This window comes from Agrobacterium sp. LR_9 (genome assembly GCF_041954855.1).
Classification (GTDB): Bacteria; Pseudomonadota; Alphaproteobacteria; order Rhizobiales; family Rhizobiaceae; genus Agrobacterium; species Agrobacterium leguminum.
In genome coordinates, this window is the sequence record NZ_JAVAYA010000015.1 from 46,102 (window position 1) to 71,363 (window position 25,262).

The following is a 25,262-nucleotide window of genomic DNA, read 5'->3' on the forward strand; positions in this document are numbered from 1 at the left end:
TAGCTCTTTGAATTTCGGGGACGCGGCTTGGTGACAGGCCAGCACTCACAGATGGCCGGGTCTTAATTCGGTATCGACCGAGCTGTCGTGATCTTGATGCAATTTTTCGACTGCCGGCTGACGCTCCCTCCAGGTGATCAGGCGATAGAACATCGGAATGAAGAACGTCGCGATAAAGGTGGCTGCAAGCATCCCGCCAATGACGCCGGTTCCAATCGCGTGGCGGCTGGCCGACCCAGCCCCGCTGCTGATCGCAAGCGGCAACACACCGAGAATGAAGGCGAGCGACGTCATGACGATGGGGCGGAAACGGAGACGGGCACCTTCAAGGGCGGCTTCCGCGGCAGTGACACCCTCCCGATGCTTGAGCACGGCGAATTCAACAATCAGGATCGCGTTCTTCGCCGCCAGTCCGATTAAAGTCACCATGCCAATCTGGAAATAGATGTCATTTGTAAGGCCCCGCAGCATCGTCGCGAGAAGTGCGCCGAACAAAGCAAAAGGAATTGCGGTGATCACAGCCAGTGGCAGGCTCCACCGCTCGTATTGCGCGGCGAGAATGAGAAACACCATCACGACACCGAAAATCATGGCGAGTGAGCCTGATCCGCTGGCCTCCAGTTCCTGATAAGCCGAGCCGGTCCATGCGATCTGAAACCCTTCACCGAGCGCCTCCCTGGACACCTCCTGCATGGCGCGGATCGCGTCACCGGACGTATAGCCGGGGGCCGGATCGCCCGTCACCTTGCCAGACGCGAAGGCGTTGAAGCGCTCCACCTGATCGGGGCCGATTGTCCGCGTGAGCGTTACGAGTGCGCTGAGGGGAACCATGTTTCCGGAATCCGACCGGACGAAGACCTGTCGAACATCATCGGGAGACTCACGGAAGGGAGCCTCCGACTGAAGGTTGACCTGGTAGTTTCGGCCCAACAGAGTAAAATCGTTGACGTAAAGGCTGCCGAAGGTAGCCTGCATCGCGTCGAAGACCGAGTTGATCGGTACCCCGATCGCCTTTGCCTTTTCGCGGTCCAACGTTGCCGTAAAGCGAGGAATATTCGTGTCGAAGCTTGTACGGACCGATGTCAGTTCCGGCCGTTTGGCAGCCATTTCGACAATCTTGGCCACTTGTTGGCCCAAAGCTTCGGTTCCCAGCCCCGCCCGGTCCTGAATATAGGCTTCAAAACCACCTGTCGTTGACATGCCCATGATGGCTGGAGGGTTGAATGCCAGAACAACTGCATCCTTGATGCCGGCGTTCATCCCCATCATCGGTCCCGGCAAATTTCTTGCATCCAAGTCGGCGGTCTTTCGCTCGTCCCAATCCTTCAGGTTGATGAAGGAAGTGCCGACATTTGATTTGAGGCTGCTCGAAAGAATGTCGAAGCCAGCGAAGGCGAACACCTGACTGATCGCGGGGTGTTCCGACAGGATTGTCGTCGATTGGTCCATTGCTGCTCTGGTCCGCGTCAGGGAGGCGGCAGGTGGCAGCATTGTGACAGTGAAGAGCACGCCCTGATCTTCATCCGGAACGAGTGAGCCCGGCAGGGTGTAGAAAAGATAGCCGGTCGCTCCAAGCATACCACTGACGATGAGCAGTCCGGTCGCAAAGCGTTTGATGAAGAACCGAACTCCGGCCGTATAACCGCGCGTCAGAGCATCAAAACCGCGGTTGAAGATCCGGAAAGGCAAGAGCGGTTCGGTGTGGCCCGGCTTCAGCAAAAGGGCACACAATGCGGGTGTAAGACTGAGCGCTACGATGCCCGACAGGATCACGGATATGGCGATCGTGACGGCAAACTGCTTGTACATCTCTCCCGCGAGCCCACCCATGAACGAGACGGGGATAAAAACGGCGCATAGCACCAGCACGATAGCGATGACGGGACCTGTCACCTCGCTCATGGCCTTGATGGCAGCTTCTCGTGGCGACAGTTTTTCGACACTCATCAGACGCTCGACATTCTCCAGCACGACGATCGCGTCATCGACGACAATGCCGATGGCGAGTACGAGGCCAAAAAGGGTCAACAGGTTGATTGAAAAGCCGAGGAGATAGATGCCCGTAAATGTGCCAACGATCGAGATCGGCACTGCAATGACCGGAATGAGCGTCGCTCGCCAGTTTTGCAGGAACAGAAAAACAACGAATACCACGAGCACGATCGCCTCGATAAAGGTGTGGATCACCTCATCAATCGACACCTGGATGAAGCGTGTCGTATCATAGGGGACGGCATACTGTATCCCGTCCGGGAAGGCGATTTTCAGTTCATCCATCCGGGCCTTGATCGCTGTCATAGTGTTCAGCGCATTGGCGCCCGGCTGCAGGTAGAGCGCGACGGGAACAGCGGGCGTGCCATTCAGCTGGCTGTCAAGCGTGTAGCTCTTGGTGCCCAGCTCCACACGCGCGACGTCCTTCAGTCGCAGGGCAGCGCCGTCGTCACCGGAGCGCAGGATGATGTTCTCAAATGCCACCGTGTCGGGAAGCCGTCCCTGGGTCGTGACGGTGTAGGTGAAGGACTGATCGTTCTGACTGGGCTGATCGCCGATTTTCCCCGCAGCAAACTGTGAGTTCTGCTCCCTGATGGCCGTGGCGACATCCGTCGGAGTAAGGTCGTATTGGGCAAGTTTGTCGGGTCGCAACCAGATGCGCATGGAGTAATCAATGTCGCCGAGGATCTTTGCGTCACCGATCCCGGGAATGCGCTTGAGATCGTCGACGATGTTCAGAAGCGCGTAGTTGCCGACAAACGCACGATCATAACGCGGGTTTGACGAATACATCGCGATGAAGCCAAGGATCGATGTTGACTGCTTCTCGACTGTCACTCCCAGCCGCTTCACGTCCTCCGGAAGGGAGGCAGTCGCACGCTGGACGCGATTATTGACGTTGATCGTTGCCTGGTCTGGATCTGTCCCAAGGGCAAAGGTGACCGTGAGCTGCATCGTCCCGTCATCGGAATTAAACGACTGCATGTAGATCATGTTATCGACGCCGTTGATCTGCTCCTCGATCGGGGCTGCAACTGTTTGCGCCAGAGTTTCGGCAGTTGCGCCCGGATAACTTGCCGTCACCACAACTTGTGGCGGCGTCAGTTCCGGATACTGTGCAATCGGAAGAAGACCCAGGGAAGCAAGGCCCGCAAGCACGAGCACGATGGAAATAACGGCTGCCAGAACGGGCCGGTCGATGAACAATCGCGATGTCATGATGATACTCTCATGGCCATGGGCTGGTATTGGTCAGCGCGTCGGTCTCCCGAACCCCGTTGCAAAAGGGCGTTGCGCGCGCATCCCGCGCACACAGGCGCTTGGCACTCTATTCAAACTGGTCGTCGCGTCCGGTTGAGAACGCGCGGCCCTCTCAGTTTTTAGCAATTTTTGTCGAGGCGTTTATACTTTCTGTAACCTGTACAGGCGCTCCGGGCATCACCTTCATGATGCCTTCTGAAATAACCTTGTCGCCGGCAGAAAGACCGGAGGTCACGAGCCACTCCTTCCCGATCTTCTGTCCAAGGGTGACCGGGCTGATTTTCGCCTTCCCTTCCCCATCGATCGTATAGACGAACTGCCCTTGCGGTCCCTGCATCAGCGCCATGTCAGGGATCGTAATGGCGTTGTCCATCGAAACTCCCGTGATCCGCGCGCGGACAAATTGGCCTGGAAGCAATCTTCGGTCCGGGTTCGCCACAACTGCACGGGCCTGCAGCGTTCCGGTCTTTTTATCGATCGTGGGCGATGTGAAATCGACGATGCCCGTATATTCATACCCGGAACCATCGGCAAAAGTGACAGCGACTTGAAGCTCCGGCTTATCTCCCGTCGCCGCCTTGGAGGATATCAGACGTTGCACCTCCGCTGTCTCATTGTCGGAAAACGAAAAATTGACGTATACGGGGTCGAGCTGCGTGATCTTTGTCAACAATCCTGCATCGCCATCCGTGCCAATCAAACTTCCTTCAGACACCTGCTCCATGCTGGTTAGCCCGTCAACCGGGGCAACCACCGATGTATGATCCAGATTGAGCTGTCCGGCAGCCACCTGTGCCTGGGCGACTGCAACTGCCGCCTCTGCAAGCTCTCGCACTGAAATCGCGTCATCACGAGACTTCTCGCTTCCAACGTTTTTCTCGAAAAGGGTCGCGCTGCGCTGTTCCTCTCGCCGAGCCTGGTTAAGCTGAGCTTCCGCTTGCTTTAATTGCGCATTGGCTTGCGCGAGTGCGACCCTGTATGGAGCGGGATCAATCGAAAACAGTGGCTGCCCGGCTTTGACATGGGCCCCCTCTGTGAAGTTACGCTTTAGAAGAATACCGCCGACCTGAGCGCGCACGTTAACATCACGGCTAGCGGTAATCCGTGCCGAGTACTGATAGCTCAAGGCGACGGATTTCTGCGTCAGCTCCACGACGGTCACCGCGGGGGGAGGCATGGCTGAAGCCTCCTGCGCGAGAGATGAACTGGAAAGAAGGGAGGTAAGCACGGCAGCATAGAGCAGCCTTTGCGCAAAATCAGATACTAGAATGCTCATTCGACGGTCCAGCAGGTTTCAATACCGCAGTACGCGGTGGGGACAAATGGGCGCCGGTGTTTGAGACTGGGGTCAGGGTCAAACACCAGCGCATCCAGATTTCCAATGGGGAAGAAAATCTGGACTTTAGTTCTCATAAATTATCGGGAATTCTAGCTGGCGTCATTGCGCAATACGGTCAAAATATTTCGCAGAAACGCCAACCTGCCGGCGCATCGAAACCTCGCGTACAGCGATCCATGCCTTCCGCTAAACGCTACGGATGTCCAATGGGAGGTTCTGGCCGAGGCCGGGCGCCCTGACCGTGCGAACCACATGGGCGGCGACATCCCTGCACCCGGGGCTAGCCGCCTGCAAGAATCGCCACGCTGGCCCTCTTGGTCACCTCTTGCGGCTCGACCAGATCGATGATCTTTCCAATCCTGTCCCATAGCCCGGTGACAGTTCTTTCGGCGGTCCTCCGCAGGAGTGCCTTCAGCTTGGAGAAGGCCTTCTCCATGGGGTTGAAGTATAGGCTGTACGGCGGAAGAAACATCATTGTCTCGCGCCCCCTTTTCTATCACTTCCCGCGCCGCCGGTCTCTTGTGGCTCCACAGATCATCAAGGATGAGAACGTCGCCCGGTTTCAATATCGGCACCAGAACCTGAGCGACATAGGCCTCGAACCACTCGCCGTTGATCGGCCCGTCGATGACGAGCGGTACGACCATTCCCGTACTGCGCAGGCCCGCAACCAGTGTGGTTGTCTTGCGGTGACCATGAGGAAACTCCATTCGCAACCGCTCGCCCTTCCTGCAGTGCGAGCCATATTGGTTGCCGTCCAGGTCTCGTCTATGAACACGAAGCATCATACCTCACGGGCACCCATCGTTTTGGTTGATCGCCGATTGCGGCTCTCGCAACCAGGCAAGGCCGTGCAGGCGTTCACGAACATTGGCGGCGTGACGACAGAGCCACCGTATCGCGTCGATCAAGCCCGCTTTTGACCGAATTCCGTCGAGCCACGATCACAGGGCCGGCTTGGATAGCGGTACGCGGCCCAAAGCTGGCTTGACCCAGAGGACATGCTCAAATTGCGGAGGGAATGGGTGTCCTGAAGCAATTCGAAAGCCTCGAAATCGCGTGATCCGGCAAGGTGGCGGAGGGTACCAGACGCCGGGGGCAGCGATGCGGACAGTTTGTGAGGTTATGCTCTTGAAGGGAATCAAACGGGCCGCGCCCTAGATAAATACTCCATCTGGAAATTGCTCGGTTGGCTCTTCCGACTCCATACGGTCAGCCGCCGCCAGGTTGTGCGGCGGCCGGGGTTTTTTCATGCTGTAATGCAGCCCAGCTTCGTCAAGGCGGCGTCTACCCAGGCCCTGTCATTTTTACCCGCGCGGATCGCTTCCATCTGCTTCATCTCGGCTTCATGCTTTTTTATCGCCGCTGCAAAAACGTCTTCGGCCTCGTCCATGTGCACGCTGAGGAAGCCGTCTGCGTCTCCACATACGAGGTCGCCAGGATTGATTACCATTCCGCCGATCGAGATCGGCACGTTCACCTCGCCCGGACCATCCTTGTAGGGACCGCGGTGAGTGACGCCGAGGGCAAACACCGGAAATGATCCGGCGGACAATTCGGCGCTGTCGCGGATGGCGCCGTTGATAACGATGCCGCCGAGACCGCGCTGAATTGCGTGCGCCACCATCAGCTCGCCGATGATGGCGTTTGTCAGATCCCCGCCAGCATCGACGACTACGACGTCACCCGGTTCGGCGATATCTAGCGCCTTGTGGACCATGAGATTGTCGCCCGGACGCGCCTTCACAGTGATCGCCGGACCGACCATCATGCCGCCGATGTAATACGGGCGAAGTGCTGCACCGCCAGCTGTCATGCGGCTCATCACGTCGCTGATGTTGGCAACTGGCAGGCTGCGAAACGCATCTATCCATTTTGCATCTACCTTTCGGTCGCGCGCACAAATCCGAAATCCGATCATGTCAATTCTCCAATGTCGATAGGTTCAGGCGGCAGAAGTGAGGTTCTTGTTGGCAAGCGCCTGGTTGTCATAGCCTCGTCCTTCCAGGACGCCGATGATGTGAGTAGCACTCTGTACCGCCATGTTGCGCAGCGCCGAGCGGCTGGCGCCGCCGACATGCGGCGTCGCGACGAGATTGGAAAGTCCCCAGAGCGGGCTGTCGGCCGGCGGTGGCTCCTCCTCGAAACTGTCGAGGGCGGCACCGGCAATCGCTTGCGATTGCAACGCCGCGACAAGTGCAGCCTGATCGACCACCGCACCACGCGCCGTATTGATCAGAAAGGCATCCGGCTTCATTAATGACAGGCGCTCGGCATTGATGAGATGGTGCGTCTGAGGCATCAGCGGGCAATGCAGGCTGACGACGTCAGCAGCTTTCAGGATCTCGCGGAGATCGCGACTGACCGTAACCTCCGACGTATCCGCGGCAAACGGATCATAGGCAATGACCTTCATGCCGAGGCCGCGGGCAAGGGCGGCGGCGCGCTGACCGATCTCTCCGAAACCGACGACACCGAACACCGCACCGGCGAGATCACGCCCCACATACTTCGTCTTCGGCCAACCGCCCGCCTTCACCTGAGCATCGAGCGGCAGAACATCCTTCATCAGGCTGACCGTCAGGCTGATTGCCAACTCCGCCACCGATTGGGCGTTGGCGGCAAGAGCCCGCAGAACCGGAACACCGATTTCGGTAGCAGCCGCAAGGTCGATATTATCGACGCCACTGCCGTGCTTCGCGATCACCTTCAATCTTGGCGATGCAGCGATCACCGACCGGTCGATCGATCCCTGCCGCACCAGAATTGCATCGACATGATTATCGCGCGCTATGGCCGCCAGATCGGCCGGTGTCGAATAGGCCGGAGCGAAAATCGGGGACAGCCGATGATCCGCCAGCAGTTGCATGGCTTCGGAGACCAACTGGGCTCCAGTAACCATCACTCGACCCTGACTTTGTCCATCATTTTCATTCGTCGCAGTCATATGTGCGCCTCATCTGTACCATTTGCCGGAAAATTCGGGAAAGAGCACCCGGCCTGCGCCGCAGGTTGCCTGATATCCCCGTGTCTTTGAGATTGGCCGACCGCCGAAATCTATTCCGCGCCGGCTACCTTTTTACGCCGCCATCAGCCGTTCTGGGTTCCCCATTTGCGAACTGTCAGAAGTTCGATCGTCCGGAAGACAAGCCCTTCGACCACAAGGCCGATGACGATGACGGTCAGCAACCCTGCGAACACACCGGAGGTTTCGAGCGCATTGCGAGCCTCGAAAATGTACCAGCCGAGACCGGCAGCATTTCCCGAAACCCCGAAAACCAGTTCAGCCGCAATCAGAGTGCGCCAGGCAAAGGCCCAGCCGATCTTCAAGCCAGAGAGGATCGACGGAAAGGCTGCCGGAATGAGGATGAAGAACACCATGCGCAAGCCGCCAAGACCGTAGTTCCGACCGGCCATCTTCTGGGTTTGACTGACCGACAGAAAGCCCGTGAATGTGTTTAGCGACACGGCCCAAAGAACCGAGTGGACAATTACGAAGACAATGCTGCTGGTGCCAAGCCCGAACCATAGAAGTGCAAGAGGCAGGACAGCGATTGCTGGCAGGGGGTTGAACATGGCTGTCAAGGTGGCCAGCAGGTCCGTACCAAACCTCGTCGAGATCGCAAGGGTCGTCATGACTGCCGCAAGCGCGATAGCGGTTGCGTAACCTGTGACGAGAACTTGTAACGACGTTATCGCTGCAGAAGGTAGCCGTCCGGAAATGATATCGGCCCAAAGCGTCGTCACCGTCTCGCTGAAAGAAGGAAACATCAGGGGGTTGCCGAGATAACGCGCATAGACCTCCCAAATGACACACAAACCGATCAGCACCAGCGCGCGCCGAAACCCGGTAATGTTAAAAAGGCCTTCCCAAAAGCCAACATCCTGCTTGATGCTGCCAATCTGCGCGATATCGACAGTTTTATACTCCAGGTCGGGCCTGGGGGACGGGGTCGGCCGCGCCGTCAGAACCTCAGTCATGGGCAACCTCCTGATCGCCGAAGAGCATCTGGTTGATCTTTCTGTTGAACGCCATGAAGTCCGCATCGCCCTGATGCTGATGCCCATAGGCGGTCGCATCGAGCTCGGCGCGAACCTGGCCGGGATGCGGAGAAAGGACGAGAATCCGGGAGCCAACGATGATCGCCTCCTCGATCGAGTGGGTGACGAATAGCAGCGTAAACCGCACGTCATCCCAGAGCTCCAGAAGTTCTTCCTGCATACGCCGACGGGTCAGCGCATCGAGGGCCGCGAAGGGTTCGTCCATCAGAAGCATCTGCGGCTCCATAGCAAGAGCACGGGCGATCGCCACACGTTGCTTCATGCCGCCGGAAAGCATGTGAGGATATGAATTCTCGAACTTCGAGAGCCCTACCTTGGCAATCACGCGCCGTGCCCTGTCGCGGATTTCGGACTTCGGGAAACGTCCAGACCGGCGCATCGGGAACATCACGTTGTCGATCACCGTCATCCACGGCATCAGCTGGTCGAATTCCTGGAACACCATCATGCGATCGGGCCCGGGACCTCGGACCGGTTTACCGGCCAGATTGATGTCGCCCTCAACCGGTGCGAGGAAGCCCGCAACACTTTTCAGAAGCGTCGATTTTCCGCAGCCGGACGGGCCAAGCAAAATAAAGCGATCATCCTTCTGGACGTTGAAGCTGACCTTGTAAGTCGCGGTGAGAATGGCTGCTCCCGTTTTGTATTGCAGGGTGACGCCGTTGACCGAGAGCAAGGGCGAGGATGCGGGCATGCCCTGCGTGCCATTTGCCGATTGTGTGTTCATATCCATCAGCTACCATCTCCCTTGCTGACGGGCTCGAAGAACATATCACGCCAGCTGGCAGGTGCCTGCTTGATAGCACCAGTGCTTGCCAGGAAGTCCGCAAGGCTTTGCATCCCTCGTGGTTCAATCGCGAAAGCCTGGCCACGGATCGCTTCTTCGACCTGAGCTGCGGAGAGGCTTGTTTTCTCGGCAGCCATATAGATCTCGGCGGCTTTACCCGGATCGCTCCGGATGAAATCCATCGCTTCCTTCAGCGCCCCCACAAATGCTGCCAACGCTTTTGGATTTGCGTCCGCGAATTTTTGGGCCGAAGCATAGAGCGCGCCGGAAAAAGGCCCTCCTATGATTTCTCGACCATCGGTGACTTTGAAGCATTTCCCGGACGCCTCAAGTGCGCTGATGAACGGTGGCGCGGCAAAGTAGAGTGTAACTCCGTTTCCGGATATCAAAGCGGTCGTTGCGTCGGGGTGCGGCAACTGGACCATCTGTTTGTCAAAGCGTTTCGCCTCCCCTTTGCCGAATTCTTTCTCGGCCGCCATTTGCAACATGATGGCTTGTGGCGAGGTCGTACCGGTCACCGCAATGCGGTCAGTGGGCTTGATGTCCTTGATTGACCTGATCGACGGATCGTTGGTGTAAAGGGTCAAAACCGCTTCGTTACACGCCACGATCCCCTTCAGGTCGTAGGAGCCCTTGGTCTTGGCCCAGGCTGCAATCAGGGCAGTGGAGCCATAGGCACCAATGTCGAGGCTGCCGCTGAAGATGCCGTCGTTGATGACGGTTGAGCCGCTGACACGCTGAACCTGAAATTCGGTTCCGGCGATTGCATTGCTCTCTGCGTGCTTCTGGAAGAGTGACAGCTTTTCCGCGACAGTCGTCGCTAGATGGCTGGTACCGTACTGCGTAGCAACCCTGATAGTCTTTTTCTCTTGCGCCTTCGCAATCAAAGGCGCTCCAGAGGCCGCAAACAGGCCAATCCCGGCAAAGGCCAGAGATTGACGTCTTGTCAGATTGATCATGAACTCCTCCACGAGTTTCGCCATCTGCTACAGGCTCTCGGAGGGTTCACGACAATTATGAGCGCGTACCCATCCTCCCGATGAGCAGCAACTTGTTAGCATTTCGAAACGGCGTTGCAAATAAAAAATGCAACGCCGTTTCAATTTTATTGCTCGCCTCCGAGTGACTTCGTCAGCCCGTCCGCGAGACTGAGCAGTTGCTGGGCAACCTGCGCCGACTTTTCCGCAGTCAGCCGCGAAGCTGGCCCCGTGATCGCGAGCGCTCCTAGCAGACGTTGGCCTGCTCCGAATACGGGGGCGGCCATCGAGGCAACGTGTGGATCCGTCACGCCGTTGGAATAGATTGGCAGCGCAATATCTTTGACGCTCGCGGTCTGGCCTGCTTCGAACGCACGTAAAACCTGCGCGATTGACGATTCGTCCATGGGTCTGAGATCGCCGGGCCGTACATGCATGCGCAACGGAGATGGCGAATCGTGGCGGAACAGGCAGAGACGTTGATCGCCGCGCCGGATATAGAACGAGGCGGTCTCGCCCGATATCGCAACAAGCCGCTCCAGGACCGGCATAACCTCAGATTCAAGCGCATAGGATTGCAGGTAAACGGAACCCAGCCTGGCGATCTCAGTCCCAAGACGATACCGACCGTCCCGCATTCGCTCTATGAAGCCGAAACTTTGGAGCGAGACGCACAAGCGCATGATCGTGCTTTTGACCAGGCCTGTCCGCTCGGCAAGCTCGGTCAACTCCAGCGCATCATCGCCCCGCCGGTATGCGGACAGGACGGTGAGAAGCCGATCGGCGGAGGCCACGCCTTTTACTCGAGGCAACTGTTGCTCATATTCGTCGTCCATGTGCACCATCTTCCTTATGAACCCTTCAGTCCATCGTTAGCCTACCCACGGGCCATGTACAATTCCGCGCCCCGAACCGGTAGCCTTCCCCTCAAGATACTGCCGGTCTGCGATTCCGTGATATAAACGACATGGCGATCCTTCGGGTCGAAGGCCAGGTTGGTGGTCGACATCCCGGCGCAGGACCTAATTCGATGCAGCGGTTCTGCCACACCGGACACATGCCAAATCGAGCCAAATCCAGTGTGGGCAACGAAGAGTTCGCCGTTTTCCGACAGAGCAAGACCATCCGGTCCGCCCATGCCACCATGCAACTGCAGAAAAACGCCCACCTTGGTTGCGATGCCGTCATGCAGAGGAGCGCGCCAGATCTGCTGTGCACGCGTGACTGCAACGAGCAGATAACCCATGTCTCTGGCGATGACGATTCCGTTCGGACTGGGGATACCGGACAGGACGCAGTCCAGCTTCCCCGCCGAAGACCAGCGGAAAACCCGACCGGTTGGCGAATGCAGGCCACTCTGCCCCTGATCGGTGAAATAGAGATCACCATTGGCAGCAAAGACCAGATCGTTGACGCCCTTGAAGCCCTCTGAAAAATACTCTTCAATGACTGGTGATACTCCACCTGTTGCGACGTCGAGCTGAAGAATTCCGCGTTTGTAATCTGTGATATAGATCGTGTTTTCACTATGAAACTTCATGCCGTTCGGCCAACCATCGTATTCGCTGACCAGATCCCACTCTCCGTCGGGCGCGATCCGGAATATCCGCCCAAACGGAATGTCGGTGACGTACAGATTGCCTTCGCTATCGAAACATGGCCCCTCGAGGAATGAATCAATCGCCATGCCGGAACGGTTGACGTCAGCCCAGCGCGTCTCGCGCGGTTGCCGGAAGCGATCCGGCATTCGTGAAAAGATTTCCGTATTAATGGTTGGAGGGGGTGCAAAGAACATCAGAACTCTCCTTCCGGTTCGATGGCAAGATCGTAGACCCGGGCAGCCGTCGAAAAGAAGAGATCCTGCTTTTCGGACGCGCTAAAATCTTGGGACAAGCGCTTGAAGGCGTTCCACAGCGACCGGCAGGAAACCATGCCCTTGTCTACCGGGAAATTGCTCTCGAACATGCAGCGTTTTGTGCCGAAGCGTTCGATCGCGAAGGAAATATACGGGTCCCAAGCCGCCACGAGCAGTTCGGAGGACGGCGGCCGCTCGGAAAGATGGAAGTCGAATCCGCCAGCTCCCATTGCCAGGCCGCCCAGCTTGACGCAAACGTTCGGCAGATCCGCGATCCTCTCCATGGAAGCGCACCAGTCGGCCAGCACTTCGGCGCGCTGTCCTTTGTAGGGTCCCGCACCGAGCGGCCCGCCAAGGTGGTCGAGGATGATCGTCGTATCCGGGCAGGAGCGCGCCAGATTCTCGAATTCTGCGAGCTGGGTATGATAGGCCCAGACATCCAATGTCAGACCCCGCACTCCAAGACGTCGAGCGCCGTCGCGAAAAGCCGGGTCCAAAAGAAGGCCTTTCACCGGTGGAACAGGATTAGTCGCAATCGCCGGATCCCCGTGCCAGGCCGTCTGATTGCGGATGCCTCGAAAACGCTTTCCGGCAACAGCCGTCATGCGATCAAGAACCGCCTCGATCCGGTCACCGGCCATCAGATCGCACGACCCGACGATCCCCGCGCAAGCCCTGAATGATCCATAGAGACCCGAAGCGGACCGCGCGGCCACGCCGTTGGCAAACTCGACTTCGCCCACAGGTTTCAGAAGATCATCCTTTTGGTCGACATTGTACATGGACCTGCTCTGAACAAAAACCGTTGCCTGGATGCGATGGCCCTGCCGGGCATCGGCAAGCAGTTCGTCAAACAGATATCGCTGACCGGGCCTGTCCCAAAGATGATGATGCGGATCGACGATCGGCATCTCCGGGAAAAGAACTTCTTCCTGTTCCAGTGAGAGCCAGTCCTCACGCACGGCAATGTGGGGTGAATGTCCAGCCATCGTTCCTCCTCGAATTCAATAGCGGCTGCTGCAATCGTTAGTGATGTGAAAAAGCGGTTGACAGCGCAGTCGAGATGACTTCATTATTTTTGCAACGCCGTTTCAAAAAGCACTTCGGGAGGAAGTATGCAACAGAAACTTCATCGGCGAGCAGCTCTGGCTGCCATCGCCGCGTTGTCGATCTTCACAGTTTTACCCAATGTCTCGAGAGCCGCGGAAGAAAAACCGATCTCGATTGCGATCCAGTATGGCTACGCCTATTTGCCTGTTGTCGTCGCGGATCAAAAGGGCTTCTTCTCGAAGCAGTTGGCTGCCAAAGGCATCAACACAAGCGTGCAAATCAAAAAAATCAGCGGGGCGCCGGCGATCAATGACGCGTTGATCAGCGGCACCATCGACATCGGCGCCTACGGTCTGCCCGGCATGCTGATCGCTGCTGAAAAGACCAAGACGTCAATCAAGATTCGCGGACTTGCAGCTCTCGTCGCAGGTGACAACGGCTTTTACACCAACAAGTCCGAAATCAAGGATCTGAAGGATCTCGGGGCCAATGACCGGATCGCCGTCACATCGACGACCGGCCAGCAGGGTCTGCTCGTGCGAATGGCAGCAAAGAAGGCATTCGGGGACGCAAAGCACTTCGATACGATGATGGTGCAGTTGCCACATCCGGATGCAACCAGCGGCCTTCTCGCCGGTGGAACCATCAGCGCCTATGTTGCCCCACATCCTTATAGCGATGCCCTTGAAGCCCACTCCAGGATCCACAAGCTTTTCAACTTCTCCGACTATCTCGGGCAGAAGGTTACGAGCGGATTGCTCGCAACCACAGGCAAGTTCATCGACGAGCGCAAGGATGCATCACTCGCCATCGTCGCAGCGATCGAAGAGGCCGACAACTTCATCCGCGAGAACCCGAAGGAAGCAGCCGACATATTTCTCGGTTCGGAAAAATCGCCTCTGAATGCCGATCAGATCCAAAAAATGCTGGAGACGGTAAAAGACGAGTGGGGTGTCCACCCTAAAGGTGTGATGATTTTCGCAGACTTCATGACTGAAACAGGCCTGTTGAAGTCGAAACTGGCTCGGTGGCAAGACGTGTTCTTTGAACCTGTCGCAACGGGCCAGGGCACGTGAGATTGGACCAGCGACAACGCATAACGCGAAGTCTCGGCACATAGCTTCAACTGATCGACGCGACGTCTGAGAAACTCTCAAAAATATCGGCGCCGGATGTACGTGCTCACGCGCAAGGCGCCCGTTCCTTTGTTCAACCACTACCAAAGCAGCTCTTGACCGGTCGCCAGGCGCCCGCAGGCGAAACACGCCTTCGCACCAATTGGCGGCCACCATCCAAAGGAGGACTGGATATGAAACGAAACCTGTTCGCTGTCTCGCTCGCCGTTGCGGCGCTTAGCGCCTCGGTCCAACTCGCCCACGCCGAATGGCCCAAGGATCGTCCAATCCAGATGATCGTGGCCTTCGCACCCGGCGGCAGCACCGATGTCATGGCGCGCGCGATGCAGCCGTTCCTCGAAAAGGAACTTGGCGCCGATATCGTCATTGAAAACCGTCCGGGTGCATCTGGTGAAATCGCATATACGGCGCTCGCGAAGGCAAAGCCTGACGGGTACACCTTCTCCTACATCAATACGCCCGGCTTCCTTTCCATGCAGGTACAGAGAAAGCTCGGCTATGACCCAAAGACGATCAAGCCCGTCGCGCGTATCGTTGACGATCCGGCAGCAATCGTCGTGCCGGCAGCCTCCGAAATCAAAACGCTTGCTGATTACATAGCTGCTGCCAGGGCAAAGCCCGGCGCTGTATCCTATGGCTCCTCCGGTATCGGTACCGACGACCACCTGGCGATAATCCTTCTTGGCGCGGAGTCCGGCACAACGGTCACACATGTTCCGTTCAATGGAGCTGGCGAAACGCGCACGGCGATCCTCGGATCTCAAGTGACTGGCGGCGGCCTGAACGTCAGCGAGTTTGCTGGCAACGACACGTCGGGCCTGCGCATGACCAACACTTTCGGCAAAGAACGTTCGCCGCAGCTTCCTGACGTGCCGACGGCCATCGAATCCGGCCTCAACGTTGAGATGACATCCGAACGCGGCATTGCTGCACCCCGCGAGGTTCCGGCTGAAATCGCCGATCGCTTTGCTGCGGCGGTCAAGGCAACTCTCGACAATCCCGAGTTCCAGAAGCAGGCCAAGCAAATGGCACTGCCGTTGGCTTACCTGAGCGGCCCGGAGTGGGAAAAGGAAATGCCAAACCGCCTCGCCCGCTTCCAGGAAATCTGGAACAAGACCCCATGGGTGCAGCAATGAGCATGAAGCCTGCAACCAATAGCCGGGACTTTCCCGATATTCTTGCCGGTTGTGTGATGATGTTTCTGGGAGCGCTTGGCCTTTGGGCCGGGCGTGACCTGTCATACGGCACACCGGCGATGATGGGGCCGGGCTTTCTGCCAAGGTCGCTCTGCATCATAATCGCACTGATCGGGACGATTGTTCTCATCAAGGCTTTGATGAAGCCCCACGAAGCGCTCGACGCCGTCAACCCCAAGCCGCTCATCATTCTGGTCGTGGGCATCGCGGGATTTGCTTTCGCTGCTGAAGTCCTTGGCTTCGTCGTCGCAACCGTCTGGCTTCTTGTCGTCGGAAGTCTTGCTGACCCTGAATCACGATGGCGGGAAATCTTTGTCTCGACCGCGATCCTGACCACGCTCGGCGCGCTTCTCTTCATCTACGGACTTGGCGTTCAGATGCCTATCTGGCCTCTGTGATCGCCGTCCTGTTCTGATCGGATTAATTCGATGGCATTTCTCGACGTCTTGATGCTCGGCTTTTCCGAAGCACTGACACCTACAAATTTGATGTTTTGCTTCATCGGGACGCTTCTTGGCACCCTGATCGGCGTGTTGCCTGGCATTGGCCCGACGGCCACCGTCGCGATTCTTCTGCCCGTCACATTCTTCCTGCCGCCACTTGGCGCGCTGATCATGCTGGCTGGTATCTTTTATGGTGCGCAGTATGGTGGCTCGACAACAGCGATCCTCGTCAACCTTCCCGGCGAAGCCTCGGCTGTCGTCACCGCGATCGATGGATACCAGATGGCCCGAAAAGGCAGGGCTGGTGCGGCACTGGCGATTGCGGCATTAGGTTCGTTCTTTGCGGGAACTGTCTCGACGATTGCGCTGGCCGTTGCGGGTCCTACACTCTCATCCTTTGCTCTGTCGTTCGGGCCTGCGGAATATGTAGCGCTGTGTATCTTCGGCCTGCTTGCGGCAACGATTCTCGCGCATGGCTCCGTTGTCAAGGCGATTGGCATGGTCTGCCTTGGCCTCGTGCTTGGCATGGTCGGTATAGACGTCAATAGTGGCTCGCCCCGCATGACGTTCGGATCGACGGATCTTTACGACGGTATTGAATTCGTGGTCATTGCCGTCGGTCTCTTCGGCATTGCGGAGATCGCAACCAATCTCGAATCGAAAGAGGTTCGGGGCGTTCTCCAAAGCAAGATCGGTCGCCTTTGGCCGACGCGTGAGGAGTTCAGGGAGAGCTGGGGCACCGTTCTTCGCGGGACGGGCGTCGGCACCATCCTTGGCGTACTGCCGGGCGGCGGCGCAACACTGAGCGCGTTCAGTGCCTATTCGGTCGAAAAACGCATGTCCAAAACGCCGGAGAAGTTTGGTCACGGTGCAATTGCCGGTGTTGCAGGACCCGAGGCGGCGAACAATGCTGGTGCGCAGTCTTCGTTCATACCTCTTCTTACACTGGGAATTCCCTCCAACTCCATCATGGCCATGATGCTCGGTGCGATGACGATACACGGTATCACACCCGGACCGTCCGTTATTCAGAACCAGCCGGGACTGTTTTGGGGTCTGGTTGCCTCGATGTGGATCGGCAATGCGATGCTTCTCATTATCAACCTGCCACTGATTGGTGTATGGGTGAAGCTGCTGCAAATCCCATACCGCATTATGTATCCAGCCATCCTGCTGTTCTGCTGCGTTGGTGTCTACAGCGTCAGCAACCGCGGCTTCGATGTTGCGCTGGTCATCCTGTTCGGGATCTTGGGTTACGTCTTGCGCAAGGCCAAGTGCGAACCGGGGCCTCTCCTCCTGGGATTTGTTCTTGGGCCTTTGCTTGAGACGAATCTACGCCGCGCCATGCTGCTTTCGCAGGGCGATTGGCTGGTATTCTTCGAACGTCCGATCAGCGCCGTGCTTCTGGCAGTCACAGTCCTTATGTTGTTGACCCTGATTTTGCCAACGATCCGTAAAAACAGAAAAGCCGCTTTCGAGGCAAGCGAAGACTAAAGCAGGGGCGCCGTGAGGCGCCCTTGTCCTTTCAGAAAAGTCTGAGGAGCACCTGCTTCTCTAAAATCCTGGGATACGGCAAATGGCATACCCGATGTTTCCGACACTTTCCGCTCGTCGGCTCAAAGGCGTCCTTTGCCTTGATGATTTTGAAGCTCTGGCGAAGCGCCACCTTCCAAAGCCGTTGTTCGGCTATATCGCGGGTGCCAGTGAAAGAAATGCCTCGCTTCAAATGAACGCAGATTCATTCAAAGCGATGGGCTTTAGGCCTCGCGTTCTCAGAAACGTCGCAGCCCGTACAACTGCAACCACCCTGTTTGGAGAAGAGTGGAAAGCGCCATTCGGTATTGCGCCGATGGGAATCAGCGCTTTGATGGCCTATCGCGGTGACCTGATTCTTGCAGAAGCGGCGAAGGAAGCCGACATTCCGATGATCATGAGCGGCTCTTCGCTTATCCCTTTGGAAGATGTGGCGGCCGCCGCTCCCCACTCCTGGTTCCAGGCCTATCTGCCGGGCGAACAGGGCAAAATCGATCCACTCATCCAGCGCGTTGCCAAGGCAGGGTTCAAAACACTGGTCCTGACTGTGGACACCGCCGTATTGGCTAATCGCGAAAACAATGTCAGGGCGGGGTTCTCGACGCCGCTACGCCCGAGCCTTAATCTCGCCTGGGAAGGAATAAGCCACCCGACATGGATGATCGGGACCTTTATGCGAACCATCCTCATGCATGGCATTCCGCATTTCGAGAATTCTTATGCGACGCGCGGCGCGCCTATCATTGCCTCGAACGTCATGCGTGATTTCGGCAAGAAGGAACATCTTGACTGGGAGCATGTGAAGCGAATTCGCGCGACATGGGGAGGAAACCTCGTCGTAAAGGGTATCCTGCATCCGGAAGACGCAAAAATAGCGGTCGAGCAAGCGGTGGATGGCATTATTGTCTCCAACCATGGTGGACGCCAGTTGGATGGCGCCATAGCACCGCTTGTGGCCTTGCCCGATATCGTCGAGGCAGTGCAAGGCGCCGTGCCAGTGATGTTGGACGGCGGAGTGAGACGGGGAACCGATATAGTCAAAGCGCTAGCCTTGGGCGCGAAGTTCGTTTTCGTCGGACGGCCGTTCCTCTACGCAGCCGCCGTGGATGGTAAGGCGGGCGTGGCAAAAGCGGTCGCGATCTTGCAGGATGAACTTCGACGCGACATGGGCTTGCTTGGGATGACCTCAATCCAAGGAATTGTCGATGAACAACCTATAAGGCATCTTTTCTCCGCGGTCGGATAACTTCACGTCTAATCCTATAGCCAATGAGTTCACAATGCTTGAGGACCTTTAGCGAAGGTCTTGCAGAGAACCCAACGCTGTCGGGCCGTTCGGCTTTCGTTTCTATGCCGGCGCTCCGGTTCACGATCCGCACGGCTTCATGCTCGGTTCCATGTTATCGACGTGAAGCCGCGAACATTGAACGAGGCAGAGCGCGAGGCGATGACGACCATCGCTGATGCCACATCAAATTTAGTACGTATCAGAAGCCTTGGACGACAGTAGTAAGACACCTTGGCAGGACCGGATGTTTCCTGCCAAGGCTCCTGATTGGCTCATTTCGTTTCGGCAGAGACGGCTTTTGCTGCCTGATCGATGGTATCGGCAATGACCGCCGGCTGCGTCATAAACAGGGCATGGCTTGCCGACACCTTGGTGATCCTGGCGTTGATCCGCTCGGCCATATGGATCAACATGGACTGGTCGAAAGCCTTGTCTTCGGTTGCGATGACAGCCCAACTGGGCTTGGTGCGCCAGGCTGCATGTTCGAGCTTCGTACCGAACGCCGACATGTTGATCGGAACCTGGGTATCCCGCATGAATGCCACATCCGCATCACTGACGTCGTGCGCAAAGCCAGCCTTGAACTTTTCCGGGCTGACATAGCCGAAACCATCCTTCGTGATCTCGATAACGAACTCCGACGCGGGCGCAAATCCCTCGTATTGCTGAGCGGTCGTCTCGCCAGCATCGGGAGAAAGCGCCGAGACATAGACGAGGCCCGCAACCTTGGGATCGATGCCGGCTTCCGTGATTACGGTTCCGCCCCAGGAATGCCCGACGAGAATGGCCGGACCGTCTTGCCGCTCGAGCGCACGCTTTGTAGCGGCAACATCGTCTGCCAGCGACGTCAGGGGGTTCTGCACGATCGTAACGCGATAACCGCGCTTTGTGAGGTTGTCGTAAACACCCTTCCAGCCGGACCCGTCCGCAAATGCGCCATGAACCAGAACGACGTTTCTGACGGTTTGGTCCTGTGGCAGCGCGTCAACGGCGATTGCGGGCAAGGCGGCGGACAGGGAGGCTGCAGCTGCGATCGCGGTAATGGTTATGGTTTTTTTGCCTGTCATGGCACACTCCTTTAATTTTCGCGGAAATAATTATTGCGATAACATTAAGCTTCCATATTTACCGGTGCTCGTCAACGTTTTTATTATCGCGATATTGGTTTTTGCAATAATCTAACTTATAAGGGTCCTCACAGGAGTTCGAAATGTCCCACAATGATCCCCCGCCCCTGCGCGACCAGCTGTGCTACGCGATTTACACAGCGGGCATTGCAATCCAGCGCGCCTACAAGCCGCTCCTCGACGAGCTTGGGTTGACATACCCGCAATATCTCGTCTTGAACGTCCTTTGGGCGCAAGACGATCAGACGGTCGTGTCGATCGCCGACCGGCTTGCTCTGGACTCCAGCACCTTGACGCCTCTTTTGAAGCGTCTCGAAGCCGCTGGGCTTGTGCGCCGGACCCGCAATCCGAGCAACGAACGTCAGGTTCTGGTGGCATTGACAGACCAGGGTCGGGCCTTGCGGCACAAGGCGGGCTGCCTCAGCGATACCTTGCTTGCAGCCTCGACCCAAACGCCCCCGCAACTCGCTGCCTTGAACCACGACGTACGGTCTCTGCGCGACGCGATCTATTCGCAGATCGGCGGGTGGGAACCACCCGCCTGATCCGCAATGGTCTACTTCAGCGAGACCACCGTCCAGAACACCGCATCCCCTTACGCTGTCGGGACAGTGCCGCCGTCGATCACATGCTCGGTTCCCGTAATCGATGACGCTCGGTCCGAGGCCAGGAAGGCGATCAGGTCAGCGACTTCCCCAGGCCTGGCCGGTCGTCCGAGCGGTATGCCGCCCAGCGAGTTCATGATCGTCTGCACAGCGTCGTCATAGCTGATGCCGGCTTCCTCCGCGATCCGTAGTGCGAGACCGTTGGAGCCCGAATCGGCGATCCAGCCGGGAGAAACCCTCACCACCCGCACGCCCTTGGGAGAAACCTCTTTGGAAAGGCTCTTGCTGTAGGTGTTGAGCGCGCCCTTGGCTGATGCATAGCCGGTAGTCGCCTGGTGCAGCGGAAGAACCCGCTGGATCGACGTCACGTGAATGACGACCCCACTTCCCTGCGCGATCATGCCGGGGACGAGAGCACGATCGAGTCGGACAGCCGGGAAGAAGTTGAGGTTGAATTCCTTCTCCCATTCCTCTTCGGTCAATGCCGCAAAGCCGCCGGAAGGTGCCGAAGAGCCGCCTAGCACGTTCACGAGGATATCGAGCCCGCCAAGCTCCTGGTGAACAGCATCGACGACTGTCTGCACACCATCCACGGTGGTCAGGTCGGCTTCGACGAACGCCGCGCCGGAGAAGTCTGCCGGTTTCTTGCGAGCGGTCGCAAGTACGCGCGCGCCAAACTCCTTGAACAGCGCCACGGTTGCTGCGCCAGCACCCGCGGTGCCGCCAGTGACGAGAGTACGACGGCTCTCCAAATTAAGAAACGCGCTCATACGGTGATCTCCAGTTCAGCAACCTTGTCGCCCGCGAGGGCGAAGATAAAACGCAAGTCGATCGGGCTGCCCGGGAAGTCGCCAGCAGTGTGCGCCGTGACCTGGGTCTTGCCGTTCTCCGTGGTGATCAGGAAAGGCTCGACCGTGTAGCTGTACTGCTGGGCCTCATCAGCCATCCATTCACGGATGGCGTCGCGTCCGCGGTGCGTCTTGCCCTTGTCCTTCACGATACCGTTCTCGGTAAAGGTGGCAGCAATCGTATCCGGACTGCCTGTCCGGTCTGCCTCGAAATAGGCTTCGATGGCCTTCGGTAGTTTGATCATCATTCGATTCTCCAGTCCTTTTCGCGGCCTCATTGGCGACCGTTCGACCTCCGCCTGAGATCGACTGAGTGAAAGGTAGACCATCATCATTGACAGGATAATCCGGATAAATGAGGATGAGGAATTACGAAAAGAGGGACAATGGCGTGACACCATGACCAGATCCGTTCTTGCTGACCTTGATGCCGTTCTTAGTATCGCCCGCCTCGGATCGTTTCGGGCGGCCGCGCTCGATCTCGGCATCTCCACAACGGCCTTGAGCAATGCCATCGCCAAGCTCGAACAGCGTCTCGGCATCCGCCTGTTCAACCGGACGACACGGAGCGTCTCGCTCACCGATGCGGGAAAAACCTTCGTCGAACGGGTCGGTCCGGCGGTAACGGACATCCACGATGCGATGCTGGCCGCTCAATCTCTTCAGGAGGTCCCGACCGGCACGCTACGCATCAACGCCTTTGCCACGGCAGCGCGCGAGGTGATGGAGCCGCTCATCCTTTCGTTCATACAGCGCTATCCCCAGGTCCATATCGACCTGGTCACCGAGGGACGGATCGTCGATATCGTCGCAGCCGGCTTCGACCTCGGCCTCAGGCCGGCCGATCTCGTCCCGGCCGATATGATCGCCGTACCTCTGGGCTTGACGCGCAGCAATGCGGTCGTCGCATCGCCGGAATTCCTGCAAACGCATGGAAGGCCGGCTGTTCCGGCTGACCTCTACCGGTTTCGATGCATCCGCGCGCGCCTTCCAAATAACGCGCTGTTCCGATGGAAATTCGAGAGGGATGGGAAAGCCGTCCAAATTGACGTGCAGGGCTCGATCACCCTTGACGAGTCGAGTTTGGTCAGGATCGCGGCGCAGAACGGCGTAGGTCTCGGATACGTCATGGAGGCGGACGTGCGTGAAGATATTGCAGCCGGGCGGCTGGTCCGGGTTCTGGAGGACTGGACACCCGCGTTGGCCCCGCTGGCGCTGTATTACCCGGGCAGAAAAAACCCGCCGGCCGCCTTCACCTCGTTCATCCAAGCTGCTCGCGAATTCGCAAAGGGCTTCTAGTTCGGCAGATCGCGTTATCTATCGGCTGCTCGAGTTCTTGAACAGATATGTACCCAAGAACCGTAATTAGAGATTGGCGCTCGCTAAAAATTCCCAGGCATCAGCTTCTCGCTGGAGTTGCCGCTGTGCCAACTTAATGAGTTCATCATGATCGCCTCCCGGCATGGCAGCTGGGCCAAACTTCCCATATCGGTAGACACTGCCGCTGGATGGCGTCGTTTGCTTCCACCCGGCCTGGATTCCTGAATGGCTCCTGATGGCCTGTACGTTATCTGCAGGCAAAATGAGCATTCCAGGCGACATAAAAAAGCACCCCAGGTCGCGTGCAAACGCGTAGTGGGTGGCTAACCCGCCTACTGCCACACCGAGATTGGGGTGTCAGTTTTTGCTGCTGAGCTCCCTTGGGGGAGACGAGGCCCAACTATCCAAGCTGAAAGATGCGTGGCTGCAGGAGCGGGGCGCCAAGAAGAAATACGCGAAACTACTTTTATCACGCCGGTCGAAAACCGAAACCTCCAGATTTCCGACAGGTCAGAGTATCTGCGCACACAAAAAGGCATCAGGGCAGACTGAAATTAATGCTTTTCGAGCCTCCGTGCATCTCTTACGCCTGTGTCGGAAAAGACGAAAGCAGGGACGAGAATGGCAAAGCCGTTTTACTGGAATGAACTGAATACGCTCGATTTTGCGAGCCTGTCCGAAGACCGAACGATCGCGGTATTGCCAATCGCCTCGACCGAGCAACACGGCCCTCATCTGCCAGTGGCCACCGATGTTGCAATCGCCAACGGCATGTTGGCGGAACTGAAGGCTCTACGACCGGATGATATCGATTTCCTTGTCTTGCCGACGCAGGAAATCGGCAAGGCCAACGAGCATGTCTATGGTCCCGGCACACTGTCTCTAGGCCCAGAAATCCTCATTCAGGCCTGGACGGCGATTGGTACGAAAGTTGCTGAGGCGGGTGTTCGCAAGATGGTGATCGTCAATTCCCATGGCGGCAATGTCGATGTCATGAGCATTGTTGCCCGCGAATTGCGTGTTAAACATCGCATGGCGGTCGTTAGCACTCAGTGGGGCCGCTTCGGCAATCCCGAAGGCATGATCTCTGAGCATGAGCAGAAATTCGGCATTCACGGTGGAGATGTCGAGACATCGTTGATGCTTCATTTTCGACCTGATCTCGTGCGGATGGAACACTCCCAGAATTTCACGTCGAAGGCCGAATGGATGAAAGAACAGTCGCGGCTGCTGCAGCCACTACCGCCCCATTCCCTGGCGTGGATCGCGCATGATCTCAATCCGCACGGCGTAGTCGGAAATGCGGCAGCAGGCACCGCAGCCAAGGGCGCGGCCATCTGCCGCCATCAGGTCACAGGTTTCATCGAATTGTTGCGCGACCTGTCCGACTATCCGCTGGACAACCTCTATGTGATGTGACTGCCCTCGGCTTTGTCCGGTTGGCGCTGTGGCGGCACGTGACCCCTGGCTTCAAGTTCCGCCACAAGTTCTACCAGTCGCGACAATATAAACTCCACAAAAAGACTTGTAACCGTGTCGAGCGAAGTGCGAGAGCGTGCGAAGAGTTTCATCGGTTGATGCCGGGAATGGGAGCCGGCCAATGGCCGGAAAACAAGTTCCCCGCGCTCGCACTCTGCCTGAACATCGAGCGGATTAAGCAGCGTCAGCCCACTTCCGAGCTTGACCAGCCGCTTGAGCATATCGGACGCGTTGCTTTCCACGACGGGCTGGACAGCGACGGAAAGCGGGGCGAATGCGAGATTGATGACGTTACGAAGACTCGTGCCCGATTGTGCAAGAACTAAAGGCTCCTGGGCGACATCGGCAAGATCGATCGGCCCCTCTCCGGCAAGGCGGTGCCCTGGCGGCATAACGACTCCAATCGGTATATCGAAATTGGCGAGCGTACGAATACCGGGAGTAGCAGGAATGTTGAAGCCGAGGCCGATATCTACTTCACCAGCCAATACCGGTGAAATCGTGGTCGACGGGCCGTCATTACGCAGATGGACATGCACCCGCGGATGTTGCGCGATAAAACTCGCGATGATCTCCGGAAGCGGCCCAGCCGAAAGTCCAACCGTCGCAACCATCGAGACCTTGCCAGCTTGCGGTGTCTTGAGTCCGCGAATGCGTGCTTCCATCCGCTCATAGGTTTTGAGCACTTCGCGGATATGCTCGATGCACAATTCTCCCGCTGCTGTTAGCCTCAATCCTCGCGGCATGCGTTCGAAGATGGGCGCGCCCAACTCCTCCTCCAACGCCAGAATTTGCCGGTTTATGGCGGATGACGCGACGTTCAATCTGGCAGCGGCCTTGCGGATCGACCCGCATCTGGCGATCTCATCAATGTAACGCAGTTTTCTCGAATGAAGCACGTCGACCGTCCTTTGCTCAATTCTAAGGCGCGCTGCCATTTTCAGCGGCCCAATTGGCGAGCGATG

General features: G+C 57.4%; 22 protein-coding genes and 1 pseudogene. 8 read left to right on the plus strand and 15 right to left on the minus strand.

The annotated features are described in order from the left end of the window. Positions 1-45: 45 nt before the first annotated feature. From RAC79_RS17305 to RAC79_RS17355, 11 genes and pseudogenes are all read right to left on the minus strand, one after another. Complete coding sequence (locus RAC79_RS17305; protein ID WP_374997341.1) at positions 46-3,210, minus strand: efflux RND transporter permease subunit; 3,165 nt, start codon at positions 3,208-3,210, stop codon at positions 46-48. A 154-nt stretch (positions 3,211-3,364) separates the two neighbouring features. Next, complete coding sequence (locus RAC79_RS17310; protein WP_374997342.1) at positions 3,365-4,528, minus strand: efflux RND transporter periplasmic adaptor subunit; 1,164 nt, start codon at positions 4,526-4,528, stop codon at positions 3,365-3,367. Between the two features lie 343 nt (positions 4,529-4,871). Next, positions 4,872-5,369 (minus strand): annotated as a pseudogene (locus tag RAC79_RS17315) (transposase); the annotation flags it as partial. A gap of 471 nt (positions 5,370-5,840) precedes the next feature. After that, positions 5,841-6,512: an RraA family protein gene (locus RAC79_RS17320; protein ID WP_374997343.1), complete on the minus strand. Its 672-nt coding sequence runs from the start codon at positions 6,510-6,512 to the stop codon at positions 5,841-5,843. Positions 6,513-6,536: 24 nt separating this feature from the next. Further along, a complete protein-coding gene (locus tag RAC79_RS17325) occupies positions 6,537-7,493 on the minus strand; it encodes a hydroxyacid dehydrogenase (protein WP_374997344.1) in 957 nt (318 codons plus the stop codon). 188 nt (positions 7,494-7,681) lie between these two features. Further along, the gene (locus RAC79_RS17330) at positions 7,682-8,572 is read right to left on the minus strand and encodes an ABC transporter permease (RefSeq protein WP_374997345.1); all 891 of its coding nucleotides are present in this window, start codon (positions 8,570-8,572) and stop codon (positions 7,682-7,684) included. Further along, on the minus strand, positions 8,565-9,386 hold the full coding sequence (locus RAC79_RS17335; protein WP_374997346.1) for an ABC transporter ATP-binding protein: 822 nt from the start codon (positions 9,384-9,386) through the stop codon (positions 8,565-8,567). The genes RAC79_RS17330 and RAC79_RS17335 overlap by 8 nt, the downstream gene beginning before the upstream one ends. Next, a complete protein-coding gene (locus RAC79_RS17340) occupies positions 9,386-10,399 on the minus strand; it encodes an ABC transporter substrate-binding protein (RefSeq protein ID WP_374997347.1) in 1,014 nt (337 codons plus the stop codon). The genes RAC79_RS17335 and RAC79_RS17340 overlap by 1 nt, the downstream gene beginning before the upstream one ends. Positions 10,400-10,545: 146 nt before the next feature. Continuing rightward, positions 10,546-11,253, minus strand: coding sequence for an IclR family transcriptional regulator (locus RAC79_RS17345; protein ID WP_374997348.1), 708 nt, complete (start codon positions 11,251-11,253; stop codon positions 10,546-10,548). Between the two features lie 41 nt (positions 11,254-11,294). Then, complete coding sequence (locus tag RAC79_RS17350; protein WP_374997413.1) at positions 11,295-12,215, minus strand: SMP-30/gluconolactonase/LRE family protein; 921 nt, start codon at positions 12,213-12,215, stop codon at positions 11,295-11,297. Next, the gene (locus tag RAC79_RS17355; RefSeq protein ID WP_374997349.1) at positions 12,212-13,261 is read right to left on the minus strand and encodes an amidohydrolase family protein; all 1,050 of its coding nucleotides are present in this window, start codon (positions 13,259-13,261) and stop codon (positions 12,212-12,214) included. The genes RAC79_RS17350 and RAC79_RS17355 overlap by 4 nt, the downstream gene beginning before the upstream one ends. 126 nt (positions 13,262-13,387) lie before the next feature. Between RAC79_RS17355 and RAC79_RS17360 the strand changes: the two genes are divergently transcribed. From RAC79_RS17360 to RAC79_RS17380, 5 genes are all read left to right on the plus strand, one after another. Beyond that, positions 13,388-14,398 (plus strand): ABC transporter substrate-binding protein, encoded by a 1,011-nt coding sequence (locus tag RAC79_RS17360; RefSeq protein ID WP_374997350.1) that lies wholly within the window; start codon positions 13,388-13,390, stop codon positions 14,396-14,398. A 233-nt stretch (positions 14,399-14,631) separates the two neighbouring features. Then, complete coding sequence (locus RAC79_RS17365; protein WP_374997351.1) at positions 14,632-15,594, plus strand: tripartite tricarboxylate transporter substrate binding protein; 963 nt, start codon at positions 14,632-14,634, stop codon at positions 15,592-15,594. After that, complete coding sequence (locus tag RAC79_RS17370) at positions 15,591-16,052, plus strand: tripartite tricarboxylate transporter TctB family protein (RefSeq protein ID WP_374997352.1); 462 nt, start codon at positions 15,591-15,593, stop codon at positions 16,050-16,052. The genes RAC79_RS17365 and RAC79_RS17370 overlap by 4 nt, the downstream gene beginning before the upstream one ends. Before the next feature lie 30 nt (positions 16,053-16,082). Continuing rightward, positions 16,083-17,591 carry a tripartite tricarboxylate transporter permease gene (locus tag RAC79_RS17375; RefSeq protein ID WP_374997353.1) on the plus strand — a complete coding sequence of 503 codons (1,509 nt, stop codon included), beginning with the start codon at positions 16,083-16,085 and terminating at the stop codon, positions 17,589-17,591. A gap of 82 nt (positions 17,592-17,673) precedes the next feature. After that, the gene (locus RAC79_RS17380; RefSeq protein WP_374997354.1) at positions 17,674-18,876 is read left to right on the plus strand and encodes an alpha-hydroxy acid oxidase; all 1,203 of its coding nucleotides are present in this window, start codon (positions 17,674-17,676) and stop codon (positions 18,874-18,876) included. A gap of 314 nt (positions 18,877-19,190) precedes the next feature. Here RAC79_RS17380 and RAC79_RS17385 read toward each other — a convergent pair whose 3' ends face one another. After that, positions 19,191-19,985 (minus strand): alpha/beta fold hydrolase, encoded by a 795-nt coding sequence (locus RAC79_RS17385; RefSeq protein WP_374997355.1) that lies wholly within the window; start codon positions 19,983-19,985, stop codon positions 19,191-19,193. A gap of 143 nt (positions 19,986-20,128) precedes the next feature. On the opposite strand from RAC79_RS17385, the gene RAC79_RS17390 reads away from it, so the two are divergent. After that, complete coding sequence (locus tag RAC79_RS17390; protein WP_374997356.1) at positions 20,129-20,590, plus strand: MarR family winged helix-turn-helix transcriptional regulator; 462 nt, start codon at positions 20,129-20,131, stop codon at positions 20,588-20,590. Positions 20,591-20,640: 50 nt separating this feature from the next. Here RAC79_RS17390 and RAC79_RS17395 read toward each other — a convergent pair whose 3' ends face one another. Beyond that, positions 20,641-21,420: an SDR family oxidoreductase gene (locus RAC79_RS17395; RefSeq protein ID WP_374997357.1), complete on the minus strand. Its 780-nt coding sequence runs from the start codon at positions 21,418-21,420 to the stop codon at positions 20,641-20,643. Beyond that, a complete protein-coding gene (locus tag RAC79_RS17400; RefSeq protein ID WP_374997358.1) occupies positions 21,417-21,746 on the minus strand; it encodes a nuclear transport factor 2 family protein in 330 nt (109 codons plus the stop codon). The genes RAC79_RS17395 and RAC79_RS17400 overlap by 4 nt, the downstream gene beginning before the upstream one ends. Before the next feature lie 151 nt (positions 21,747-21,897). Here RAC79_RS17400 and RAC79_RS17405 point away from each other — a divergent pair, with 151 nt between their 5' ends. Then, positions 21,898-22,797: a LysR family transcriptional regulator gene (locus RAC79_RS17405; protein WP_374997359.1), complete on the plus strand. Its 900-nt coding sequence runs from the start codon at positions 21,898-21,900 to the stop codon at positions 22,795-22,797. A 642-nt stretch (positions 22,798-23,439) separates the two neighbouring features. Next, complete coding sequence (locus RAC79_RS17410; RefSeq protein ID WP_374997360.1) at positions 23,440-24,237, plus strand: creatininase family protein; 798 nt, start codon at positions 23,440-23,442, stop codon at positions 24,235-24,237. On the opposite strand, the gene RAC79_RS17415 is transcribed toward RAC79_RS17410, so the two are convergent. Beyond that, the gene (locus RAC79_RS17415) at positions 24,225-25,196 is read right to left on the minus strand and encodes a LysR family transcriptional regulator (RefSeq protein WP_374997414.1); all 972 of its coding nucleotides are present in this window, start codon (positions 25,194-25,196) and stop codon (positions 24,225-24,227) included. The genes RAC79_RS17410 and RAC79_RS17415 overlap by 13 nt on opposite strands. Positions 25,197-25,262: the final 66 nt, after the last annotated feature.

Excerpts from the sequence above, each read along its gene's own strand:
- RAC79_RS17335 (WP_374997346.1), bottom strand. The coding sequence starts at position 9,386 with ATGGATATGAACACACAATCGGCAAATGGCACGCAGGGCATGCCCGCA.
- RAC79_RS17305 (WP_374997341.1), bottom strand. The coding sequence starts at position 3,210 with ATGACATCGCGATTGTTCATCGACCGGCCCGTTCTGGCAGCCGTTATT.
- RAC79_RS17405 (WP_374997359.1), top strand. The coding sequence starts at position 21,898 with ATGACCAGATCCGTTCTTGCTGACCTTGATGCCGTTCTTAGTATCGCC.
- RAC79_RS17365 (WP_374997351.1), top strand. The coding sequence starts at position 14,632 with ATGAAACGAAACCTGTTCGCTGTCTCGCTCGCCGTTGCGGCGCTTAGC.
- RAC79_RS17360 (WP_374997350.1), top strand. The coding sequence starts at position 13,388 with ATGCAACAGAAACTTCATCGGCGAGCAGCTCTGGCTGCCATCGCCGCG.
- RAC79_RS17310 (WP_374997342.1), bottom strand. The coding sequence starts at position 4,528 with ATGAGCATTCTAGTATCTGATTTTGCGCAAAGGCTGCTCTATGCTGCC.
- RAC79_RS17355 (WP_374997349.1), bottom strand. The coding sequence starts at position 13,261 with ATGGCTGGACATTCACCCCACATTGCCGTGCGTGAGGACTGGCTCTCA.
- RAC79_RS17345 (WP_374997348.1), bottom strand. The coding sequence starts at position 11,253 with ATGGACGACGAATATGAGCAACAGTTGCCTCGAGTAAAAGGCGTGGCC.
- RAC79_RS17395 (WP_374997357.1), bottom strand. The coding sequence starts at position 21,420 with ATGAGCGCGTTTCTTAATTTGGAGAGCCGTCGTACTCTCGTCACTGGC.
- RAC79_RS17370 (WP_374997352.1), top strand. The coding sequence starts at position 15,591 with ATGAGCATGAAGCCTGCAACCAATAGCCGGGACTTTCCCGATATTCTT.
- RAC79_RS17390 (WP_374997356.1), top strand. The coding sequence starts at position 20,129 with ATGTCCCACAATGATCCCCCGCCCCTGCGCGACCAGCTGTGCTACGCG.
- RAC79_RS17330 (WP_374997345.1), bottom strand. The coding sequence starts at position 8,572 with ATGACTGAGGTTCTGACGGCGCGGCCGACCCCGTCCCCCAGGCCCGAC.
- RAC79_RS17320 (WP_374997343.1), bottom strand. The coding sequence starts at position 6,512 with ATGATCGGATTTCGGATTTGTGCGCGCGACCGAAAGGTAGATGCAAAA.
- RAC79_RS17400 (WP_374997358.1), bottom strand. The coding sequence starts at position 21,746 with ATGATGATCAAACTACCGAAGGCCATCGAAGCCTATTTCGAGGCAGAC.
- RAC79_RS17385 (WP_374997355.1), bottom strand. The coding sequence starts at position 19,985 with ATGACAGGCAAAAAAACCATAACCATTACCGCGATCGCAGCTGCAGCC.
- RAC79_RS17340 (WP_374997347.1), bottom strand. The coding sequence starts at position 10,399 with ATGATCAATCTGACAAGACGTCAATCTCTGGCCTTTGCCGGGATTGGC.
- RAC79_RS17375 (WP_374997353.1), top strand. The coding sequence starts at position 16,083 with ATGGCATTTCTCGACGTCTTGATGCTCGGCTTTTCCGAAGCACTGACA.
- RAC79_RS17380 (WP_374997354.1), top strand. The coding sequence starts at position 17,674 with ATGGCATACCCGATGTTTCCGACACTTTCCGCTCGTCGGCTCAAAGGC.
- RAC79_RS17325 (WP_374997344.1), bottom strand. The coding sequence starts at position 7,493 with ATGGTTACTGGAGCCCAGTTGGTCTCCGAAGCCATGCAACTGCTGGCG.
- RAC79_RS17410 (WP_374997360.1), top strand. The coding sequence starts at position 23,440 with ATGGCAAAGCCGTTTTACTGGAATGAACTGAATACGCTCGATTTTGCG.